The organism is Schaalia sp. Marseille-Q2122 (genome assembly GCF_903645355.1).
GTDB lineage: Bacteria > Actinomycetota > Actinomycetes > Actinomycetales > Actinomycetaceae > Pauljensenia.
Window position 1 is genome coordinate 120,710 of record NZ_CAHJXR010000005.1, and the last position, 10,055, is coordinate 130,764.

The following is a 10,055-nucleotide window of genomic DNA, read 5'->3' on the forward strand; positions in this document are numbered from 1 at the left end:
CCACGCGGACGCGTTCAGCTCAGGCCATAGGCCTTGTGAATTAGCCAGATGGGGTGGACGACATTGGCACCCGTTGCGGTGCGCAGCTGCCAACGGCAGGTCTCCGTATCGCAGGCCGCCAGCTCAGCATTGACCTGCTTAATGAAGTCAAAGACGGGCTGGCCCACTGCCTGGGCGATGTCGTACTTTTCCTTCTTCACACCATAGGTACCGGCCATACCGCAGCAGGGCTGGCCAGACTCGACCACCTTCACGCCAGGAATCAAGCCCATGAGCTCCACTGCGGGCATACCCATGCCGGTGCTCTTGAGCTGGCAGGGAGCATGGTAGGGAATGGTCAGATCCATATGCTGGAAGTTCAGATCTAGCTTGCCCTCGTCGTACAGGTCCATGAGGAACTCGCAGATATCGCGAGTACGCACCGATACGTCATTCAGCTCCGGCGTATCCATACGCAAGATATCCTTCGCCTCATGCTTGAGCATGCCACCACAAGACCCTGAGGCCGTGACAATCAACGCGTCACGGTTCGCGGCACGCAGGTCATTGCTCAGCCTAGACACGTACTTGCGGGCGTCGTCGTAGAGGCCATTGGACTGTAGAGCCAACCCACAACATCCATGGGGCGGGACAAGCACCTCATAGCCCAGATGCTCCAGGACCTGCACCGAGTGGATGGAGGTCTCAACCTCGAAATATTCACCCGCGCAGCCGTGGAAGAAGATCACCTGCTGGCCATTCGTCCCCGCCTTCGGTAGTGGCGTGTGCTTCCTAAACCACGACTCGAAAGTCCTCGTCTGAGCTGTCGGCATGGGAGCAGAACGGTGAATACCGATAACAGCCTCGGTAATAATTCGGATCGGCTTCACACCCAGCGCCCAGTTCGCAATCGGCGCCACCGGCGTCATTGCCTTCCCCATGAAGGTCGTGCGGGCGATGAGCTTGTCACGCAGAGAAATACCCTTCTCCTGCTTCATGGCTGTGCGCGCGTGGTGGTTGATCTCAGCAACCTTCACACCCTGCGGGCACACCAGCGTGCAGGTGCCACACGAAGAGCAATAGTCGATCGAGGAATCAACAATCTGGCCGTCCTTGCGGTAGCGCTCGCCCTGCGGGCCAACGAACTTCGGGCCGGGAAAGAGGTCGGTTACGCGGGCAACCGGGCACTGCGTCTCACAAATCGTGCACTTCACGCAGGCATCCAGCGTAGAACGCAAGCCAAAGTCTTCTTCGCTCAGGTCAAGGATTGACATGTGTTCGATGGTCATCGCAGTGCCTCCACAATCGAATCAGCAGCCCGCAGAGCCGTTGCCAAGGCAATGCCCTCACCAGACTTTTCACGCCAACGGGTCGCGCCCGCCAGGCACCCGCCCGCTGCGCGCACATTCTCCAGCACCACTGCGCCGTCCTCGTCAATGGGGCGCATCTGGTCATCAACAGCAATACCCGACAGGAACAAGGGCTGATCGGCACCCCAGAAGTCAGCGTGAAGCAACTGACCTTCGGTGCCCACCAGCGGCAGACCAAGAACGGTGTCGCGCACCACGCAATAGGAATCCATCTCCAAAGCCCCAGATTCAAAACCGCCTGCAGCAAGGACAAAATGCGAAGCACGCAAAACCTTGTGGTGACCCGCCGAAGAGACGGTCACGGATACGAGTCGGCCGTCCTTTTCTTCGTGGTCGATAACAGCCGCTCCCATGAGGATACGCACCTTGCCCTTAGCGATCTCGGTCAGCGCTTGATTGAGGCGCATGCCCGGAACCGACGGCGGCGGCAGCGGAATCTCAAAGACCTCGTGGCCGAGCTTGTCGCGAATATCCTTCCACGCATCACGGTCATTCAAGCCCAACACTGCGGGCAGCCCCACGACCTCGCCCTCACGCAGGTGAGGTTTGATGGCAGCAACGAGGCGATCGCGCGCCTCCTCCGTGTCAAAAGCCCGAGCGTGGTTGACGCCGTTGGTGTCGTACTCACCGGGGCGGATCTCCACGTCAACGGTGATCGCACGCGCCTGCAAGGGGCCGCCCTGGATCGTCGTCTGGCGGGCCAGATTATTGGCAATAAGCAGGGCAGAGAAGTCCTTGAGGCGCTCCAGTCCGACAATCACATAGTGCTTACCGTGGGTGGGCACACCAGCCATCATTGACGGTTGGGGCAAAGCGGTGGGGCGAAGCGCACCAACAGCGGTCGGCAAGATGACGTTGTGCTCCGGGTCCCCCACTAGGAGATCTTCTCCGAGCAGATCGCGCGACCAGCGGGCAGCCTCTCCAATCTCAGCGGGCGTGAAGTGAGTGTAGGGGTGGCCGGGGCGCGAGCGGATGTAGGCGGGGATCTTTTCCAGCGGCGCACCGACCTTTTCGGGAGCATAGCCAAGAATATCGATGGTGCCCTGACTGAGCTGTAAACCACCAATACCCTTGGTGACCAGGGTGACCGAAGCGCCCGCGTCAGCCAGGCGAATGGCAGCTGCCAAGCCCGCAATACCGGCTCCAATAACGACCGCGTCCCTCATCGCACGACCTCCTTAGCCCCTTCAGGCAGGTGCTCAACGTCCAAGATTCCCTCATGGATCCACTCGTCCAACGCGCTCTGGCGAACCTGCCCGCCATAGAGGATGGGCCACAGGCCAATCCAACGGTTCTTCAAGAAGAGGCGCAGCAGGCCAGTCGCACGCTCGATGTCCACGTCGCCGCGTTCGTGGGCGATGGCGGTGGCTCGTTGGGAGCAGAAGCCGCCCTGGCAGGGGCCCATGCCCAGGCGCACCTGGCGGCGTACGTCGTCAAGGTTGCCTTGAGGCAGGTCGTCCATCGCCTTTTCTAGCATCTGCTTGGTCACCAGCTCGCATTCGCAGATGATCTGCTGGGAGGTCGGCGACTTTCCGGCGTGTTCGACCGCGTCAAGGCGGTGACCGATGGCGTAGGTGTGGCCATCTTCGGCGGCAGGCACGGCCTCGTCGGCGGTGCGGCAGGGGCGGCTCTCCCCCATCTGCTCACACATGTGGTCGACGATACGTTCGGCCATGAGGCGGTAGGTGGTGAGTTTACCGCCAGCGATGGTCAGCAATCCCTGGAGTCCATCGCGCTGGCTGTGGTCGACGACGCTCATGCCGCGGCCCATGTGGCGGGTGTCGGATTCAGAGACACGCGAATCCTTCACGAGGGGACGCGCGCCCGCCCAGGCGTGGATGGCGCGGGACTTACGGAAGCCGGGGATCATGGCTTCGCCAGCGTCAAGCATCTGCTGGACCTGCAGTTGCGGGATCGGAAGGTCGTCAGGATCTTCGGCGCGAATATCCGTGGTGCCGATAATGCAGACGGGGTGGACGGGAACGAGGATGTCACCGTCGGCTGGGTAGACGCAGCGGTTGATCACACTTTGGCTGAGGCGGTGATTCATGGCAATCATAATGCCGGCGCCGGGGACGACCTCGACGCCGTGGCAGTCGGCCATTTCAGCGAGTTTGCCCGCCCAAGGGCCTCCGCAGTTGAGGACGAAGCGACACTCGATCATGATGTCTTCACCGCCGCGCTCGTCGTGGGCGATGACGGCACTGACCTGGTCGTTTTCGCGCAGGATTTGGGTGACGCGGTGGTAGGTCAAGAGTTTGGCACCGTAGGCCTTCGCTGAGCGGACGGCACCCCAGACCATTTGCCAGCCGTCAACGGTGCCGTCTTCAACTTCAAAGGCGCGCTTGATGCCGGGGTGGAGTCGGGGTTCACGGCGGAGGGCTTCAGCGATGGAGATTTCAGCGGCGGGAACTTTGGTGGCATTGGCTGCTGCGAGGAAGCCATCGGCATAATCTTCTTCGTCGTGGGGGGTGACAACGAAGAGGCCCCCGCTGGATTCCACGGCGTTGGCGTTGATGCGTTTGAGGATGGCATTCTCTTCGGCACATTCGGTGGCCGAGTGCGGGTCGGAGACGACGTATCGTCCGCCTGAGTGGAGTAGACCGTGGTAGCGACCGGAGGTTCCTTGGGCGAGGTCGCCACGTTCGATGAGTACGGCGTCGAATCCTCGCATTGCGACGTCGCGGATGACGCCTGCACCGGTGGAACCACCGCCGATGACTACGACATCAGTCCTCATAGTCTTCATGTCTGCATCACTCTTTTCATGTCCGTCCTTGTGGCATGTGTGCTGTCACAGGGCGCCATTGCCTACCATCTGGAATAAATCATCTCGTGTTTTCATCCCAGATGGTGGGACGTTCACCCCTCATGAACATATGTGCACACACTGTCAGAATCACAGCCCATAGGGCACAGATGCGATTTTTTCAACAGCAACGCTAATAGCGGACAAAAGCACACAGCCGCACTGTCCTCCCTTCAGCTGCGCGCCCAACGCTCTAGGCTTGCCTACATGGAAAACACCCTTTTGGCCCGCGTCCTCGATACTTCCTTAATGGATGGCACGATCCGCCCCCAGGACGACTACTTCCGTCACATCAACGGCACATGGCTGCGCGAACACACCATCCCCGCCGACCGCCCCACAGACGGCGCTTTCTATACGCTCCGTGACCTGTCAGAAGAACGCGGTAAAGCAATCGTCACCGACGCCATCGCCGGCAACATTGACGACCCAGACGCCGCCAAAATCGCCACCCTCTACACCCAGTTCATGGACGAAGAGGCCATCGAAGCAGCAGGAGTTACCCCCATCCTCCCCCTCTTCGCAGACCTCGCCGCCGCAGGCGACCATGATGCACTCGCCGCCTTGACTGGCGCGCTGGCGCGAACAGGCATCTCCATCTTCTTTGGTGCCTACGTCGGTAACGACCTCAACGACACCACCCGATACGTGACACACCTTGGACAAGCCGGCCTTGGCCTGCCCGATGAGTCCTACTACCACGAGGACGCCTACGCGCCCATCCGCCAGGCCTACCTTGCCCACATTGAGCGCGCCCTCCACATGAGCACCTGGGCCAGCGACTACGCCAAGGTGGATGCCGCTGAACTCGCCCAGGCTGTCATGGATTTTGAAACCGCCCTGGCTGACCTCCATTGGGATGCCGTCACCCTGCGCGACACCCAAAAGGCGAATAACCCCCATTCCTGGGCTCGAATCGTTGCTGACTACCCCGGTTTCGACTGGGACGCATGGGCTCGCAACGCCGGATACGTGCCCACCGAAGGCCCCGATCTCAATGTCGGCCAGCCGGACTGCATCCAGGGTGCTGCCGCCCTGTGGCGTGACACTCCCCTGACTACTCTGAAGGCGTGGCTCGCACGCAAGATCGTTGACTCCTACTCCTCACTGCTGTCCAGTGACTTCGTCAACGAATCCTTCGACTTCTACTCGCGCACCCTCGCTGGCACCGAGGAACTGCGCCCGCGTTGGAAGCGGGCCATGTCCCTCGTCGAAGGCACCCTTGGCGAATCCCTGGGGCGCCTGTGGGTGGAGCGCCACTTCCCGCCCACGCATAAGGAGGCCATGGACGACCTCGTGCGTCGCCTGTTGGACGCCTATGGTGAATCCATCCGTTCCTTGGATTGGATGGGCGAGGCAACCAAGGCACGCGCGTTGGAAAAGCTCGCCACCTTTAACCCCAAGATCGGCTACCCCACGAAGTGGCGCGACTACAGCGGCCTCGAAATCTCTCCCGAGGCCTCCCTGGTCGACAACATCCGCGCAGCCGCAGACTTTGAAACCGACTACGAGTGGGGCAAACTCGGCACTCCCGTTGACCGCGACGAGTGGTTTATGACCCCTCAAACAGTCAACGCCTACTACAACCCCACGATGAATGAGATTGTCTTCCCCGCAGCAATCCTCCAGCCTCCCTTCTTTGATGTCGAGGCTGACCCCGCTGTGAACTTTGGTGCGATCGGCGCGGTTATTGGCCACGAGATCGGGCATGGTTTTGACGATCAGGGCTCCCAATTTGATGCTCAGGGCAACCTGACGAACTGGTGGGAGGACGAGGACCGCGAGCGCTTCGAGGAACGCACCCGCGCACTCATCGCTCAATACGACGTGTGTGTGCCAGCCGCATTGGCAGATGTGGAGGGCCCCGAGGGCGGCTACCACGTTAATGGCGCGCTGACGATTGGTGAGAATATTGGCGACCTCGGTGGCCTCACCATCGCATGGAAGGCGTGGGTGGCACTACTTAAGGAACAGGGTGTTGAGCGCGTTGAGGATGCCCCGATTATTGATGGTCTGACCGGTGCTGAGCGTTTCTTTGCTGCGTGGGCCAGGGCGTGGCGCACGAAGACTCGCAATGAGTACGCCATCCAGTTGCTCGCCATTGACCCCCACTCCCCCGCAGAGTTCCGCTGTAACCAGGTGCTGGCCAATATGGATGCTTTCGCTGAGAGTTTCCATGTTGCCGAGGGCGACGCGCTGTGGATCGCCCCTGAGGACCGCGTGCGTATCTGGTAGCACCCTCAGGGCGTGGTCGGCGCCTGCACTCAAGCGGCGCCAACCACGCCTTTTCACTTAGATATCTCGAGACGAATCATTCTGACTAGAAGGAGCACCCCATGGCTTTCCTCGTTCGTAACCTCATTGACAATGACGACATCACCCTTGTGCAGTCCCTCGGGGCTTTCGACATCATCGAGTACAACCGTGATCTGTCTGTCGATCTGTCTTCGGCGCAGACCGCCTACTTCGCAGGCAAGATGAATGTCCGCCGCCGCCAGGCCATCGCCAAGCTGAATAACTCAGCTGTCACTCTTCAGGCTGGCGCCATGCAGTGGATGGTGGGCAATGTCTCTCTCACCAGCGGCGTTAAAGGGGCTGGTGACATGCTCGGCAAGATGCTGCGCAGCACAGTCACGGGCGAGTCCGCTGTGAAGCCCGAATACAGCGGTTCTGGCCTGGTCGCATTGGAACCCACCTACAAGCACCTCTTGGCGGTGGATCTGGCTGACTGGAACGGCAACCTCGTTGTTGAAGACGGCATGTTCCTTGCCTGTGAGTCCACGGTCCAGCAAAAGCTCGTTCACCGGAGCAGCATGTCTTCTGCTTTCGCTGGTGGCGAAGGCTTCTTTAACCTGGCTCTGGCCGGGCAGGGCGTGGTGCTGCTGGAGTCTTTCGTCCCTCGGGCCGAACTCATTGAGGTTGAACTCCAAGACGATGTGCTCAAGGTCGACGGGTCTTTGGCTGTGGCGTGGTCAGGTTCCCTGAACTTCACCGTGGAGCGCAGCTCGAAGAGCCTGATGGGTTCTATGGCTTCGGGTGAGGGCTTGGTGAATGTCTACTCGGGCACTGGCCGGGTGCTCATGTCCCCTGTTGCGAGCACGTCTCCCCTGCTCAACGCCGTGTCGCGCGCCTGATCGCAGGGCTCATACCGCAGGTAGTGCACATTTGAGCTGCTCCCAGTGTTGATTCGTGCGTTTGTTGGAACATCGTGGGAGAATGGCACGGTTGAGCATCCTCGGATGCTGGTGCATATCACTGCTTATTCCATCCGTTACACAAGGAAGGTCTCCGAATGCCGGGTCTGAATCTCACCCGTGACGAAGCCGCGCAGCGCGCTCAAGCGATTACGGCTGTCCATCATTACAACATCGAGCTTGATCTGAGCGGCGATGACAAGGACTTCCGTTCTCGCACCACGATCACCTTCGATGCAGTCCCGGGTTCGGCGTCCTTCGCTGACCTGGTCTCGAACTTCATTCACTCCATCGAACTCAATGGCGAGGCCGTGCCGGCCAGCGCTCACGCTGACCACCGCATCGCTTTGGAGAATCTGGCGGAAAACAACACCCTCGTCGTGGATGCAAACTGCCAGTACATGCATACCGGTGAGGGCCTGCACCGCTTCGTTGACCCCGCTGATGGCAAGTCCTACTGCTACTCCCAGTTCGAGGTGCCCGACGCGCGTCGCGTGTACGCCTCCTTCGAACAGCCTGACCTCAAGGCCACCTTTACCTTCACGGTGACCGTGCCTGCTGGCTGGATGGTCTTCTCAAACGCTCCCACCCCTGAGCCGGAGAAGAACGAAGCCACCTGGACCTACCGTTTCGCTGAGACCGAGCGTATGTCCACCTACATCACTGCCGTGGTGGCGGGCCCCTACGAGGGCGTGACCGATTCCCTCGTTTCCTCTGATGGCCGCACCATCGACCTGGGTGTCTACTGCCGCGCTTCCCTGCTTGAGCACCTCGATCACGAGCGCATTATTGACACCACCAAGAAGGGTTTTGCGTTCTTCGAGAAGCAGTACGGTATCGCCTACCCCTTCACCAAGTACGATCAGATCTTCGTGCCCGAGTACAACGCTGGAGCCATGGAGAACGCTGGCTGCGTGACCTTCCGTGACCAGTACATCTTCCGCACTCGTCCCACCCACGCTCAGCTGGAAACCCGCGCCAACACGATCCTCCACGAGTTGGCTCACATGTGGTTCGGTGACCTGGTGACCATGAAGTGGTGGAATGACCTGTGGCTCAATGAGTCCTTCGCTGAATTCATGTCTCACTTTGCTTTGGCGGAGGGCACTGAGTTCGTTGACGCGTGGATCGGTTTTGGTCTGCGTAAGGACTGGGGCATGCGTCAAGATCAGCTGCCCACCACCCACCCCATCAAGGCTGAGATCCGCGATCTGGCCGATGTTGAGGTGAACTTCGACGGCATTACCTACGCCAAGGGCGCCGCCGTGCTGCGTCAGCTCGTCGCCTATGTTGGTCGCGACGCCTTCCTCACGGGCATCCACGAGTACCTGACGAAGCACTCCTACGCCAACGCCACTCTGGCCGACCTTCTCTCTGAGCTGGAGGCTGCGTCGGGCCGCGACCTCACCGCATGGTCGAAGGTGTGGCTGGAGGAAGCCGGCATCACCTTGCTGCGTCCCGTGATTGAGACCGGCGAGGACGGCGTCCTGACCCGCCTGGCGATCGCTCAGGAATCCTTCTCTGAGGGTTCCTCCCTGCGTCCCCACCGCCTGGCAGTTGCAGGCTACTCCCTGGTAGATGGTGCGATTGAGCGCGTCTTCCATGAGGAACTTGACGTTGACGGTGAGGTGACCGAGGTTGAATCAGCAGCCGGTATTGCTCGCCCGGATCTGATTCTGGTCAACGACGGCGATCTTGCTTACGCCAAGGTTCGCCTTGATGAGGAATCTTTGGCTTTTGCCACCGCAAACATCGCTTCTTTCACTGACCCGTTGACTCGTAGTGTGCTGATGTCGACGGCATGGGATATGTGCCGCGACGGTGAGATGCCTGCTCGCGCCTACCTCAACCTCGCTCTGGCTGCCCTGCCCGTTGAGGACAACGCTATGATGCTTCAGCTGGCCCTGCGCCGCCTGGATGAAGCTCTGCGTACCTTCGTGTCGCCTGAGTACCGCACCGAGACTATTGCCGAGGTTGCTGAGCGTCTGCTGCTCTTGGCTCGCACGGCCGCATCCGGTTCGGATCAGCAGCAAATGCTGGTGCGTGCTGCCGCCCACAACGCCGCTACCCCCGCCCAGTTTGATGCCCTCAAGCTGCTGTACTCGGGCGAAGAGACCCTGTCGGGTCTTGACCTTGACGTTGACCTGAAGTGGGAACTCCTCATTGCTCTGGTGCGTGGTGGGGTTGCTGATGAAGCCGACATCGCGGCACTTGAGGCCGAGGATGACACGATGACGGGACGTCAGAACGCTGCGTGTGCTCGCGCTGCTCGTTCGGATGCGTATGTCAAGGCTGAGGCGTGGGAATCGATCCTACGCGATCCGTCTTTGCCCAATGACACGCGTTGGTCGATGGTGGCGGGTTTCTGGGCACAGGCTCGTGTGACCCCCGAGCTCTACATCCCCTTCGTTGAGGACTACTTCTCTTCCCTTGAGTCCGTGTGGGCAGAGAACACCTTCCACACCGCTGAGGATATGGTGACTCTTATGTTCCCCTCAGCTATTGCTGGTTACAGCACCGAGGTTGATCTGGTTGCGCTTGGCAATGCCTGGATCGCTGAACACCCCGATGTGTCGCAGGCGCTGATCCGTATCCTTCGCGAGCGCATCTCTGTGGTGGAGCGTATGCTCACTGCCCAAGCGGCAGATGTCTGAGTTGGGATGGTAAGGCTTTTCGCCTGACCTGATCGTGTACGGAACCCTG

The 10,055-nt window shown here is 60.2% G+C and carries 6 protein-coding genes; 3 read left to right on the plus strand and 3 right to left on the minus strand.

What is annotated here, in order from left to right:
* Nucleotides 1–14: 14 nt before the first annotated feature.
* The 3 genes from HWX48_RS06760 to glpA are packed head-to-tail and all read right to left on the minus strand — an operon-like array spanning nt 15 to nt 4,098.
* A complete protein-coding gene (locus HWX48_RS06760; protein ID WP_175955920.1) occupies nt 15–1,268 on the minus strand; it encodes an anaerobic glycerol-3-phosphate dehydrogenase subunit C in 1,254 nt (417 codons plus the stop codon).
* The gene (gene glpB / locus HWX48_RS06765; protein ID WP_175955922.1) at nt 1,265–2,515 is read right to left on the minus strand and encodes a glycerol-3-phosphate dehydrogenase subunit GlpB; all 1,251 of its coding nucleotides are present in this window, start codon (nt 2,513–2,515) and stop codon (nt 1,265–1,267) included. The genes HWX48_RS06760 and glpB overlap by 4 nt, the downstream gene beginning before the upstream one ends.
* Nucleotides 2,512–4,098, minus strand: a complete 1,587-nt coding sequence (gene glpA / locus HWX48_RS06770; RefSeq protein WP_175955924.1) for an anaerobic glycerol-3-phosphate dehydrogenase subunit GlpA — start codon at nt 4,096–4,098, stop codon at nt 2,512–2,514. The genes glpB and glpA overlap by 4 nt, the downstream gene beginning before the upstream one ends.
* Nucleotides 4,099–4,365: 267 nt before the next feature.
* Between glpA and HWX48_RS06775 the strand changes: the two genes are divergently transcribed.
* The 3 genes from HWX48_RS06775 to pepN all read left to right on the plus strand — a co-directional run bounded on the left by HWX48_RS06775 (nt 4,366) and on the right by pepN (nt 10,006).
* Entirely contained in the window at nt 4,366–6,393 is a 2,028-nt protein-coding gene (locus tag HWX48_RS06775) for a M13 family metallopeptidase (protein WP_175955926.1), read from the plus strand.
* A 101-nt stretch (nt 6,394–6,494) separates the two neighbouring features.
* The gene (locus HWX48_RS06780) at nt 6,495–7,292 is read left to right on the plus strand and encodes an AIM24 family protein (protein ID WP_175955928.1); all 798 of its coding nucleotides are present in this window, start codon (nt 6,495–6,497) and stop codon (nt 7,290–7,292) included.
* A gap of 158 nt (nt 7,293–7,450) precedes the next feature.
* Nucleotides 7,451–10,006 carry an aminopeptidase N gene (pepN, locus tag HWX48_RS06785; protein ID WP_175955930.1) on the plus strand — a complete coding sequence of 852 codons (2,556 nt, stop codon included), beginning with the start codon at nt 7,451–7,453 and terminating at the stop codon, nt 10,004–10,006.
* The last annotated feature ends 49 nt before the right edge of the window (nt 10,007–10,055 follow it).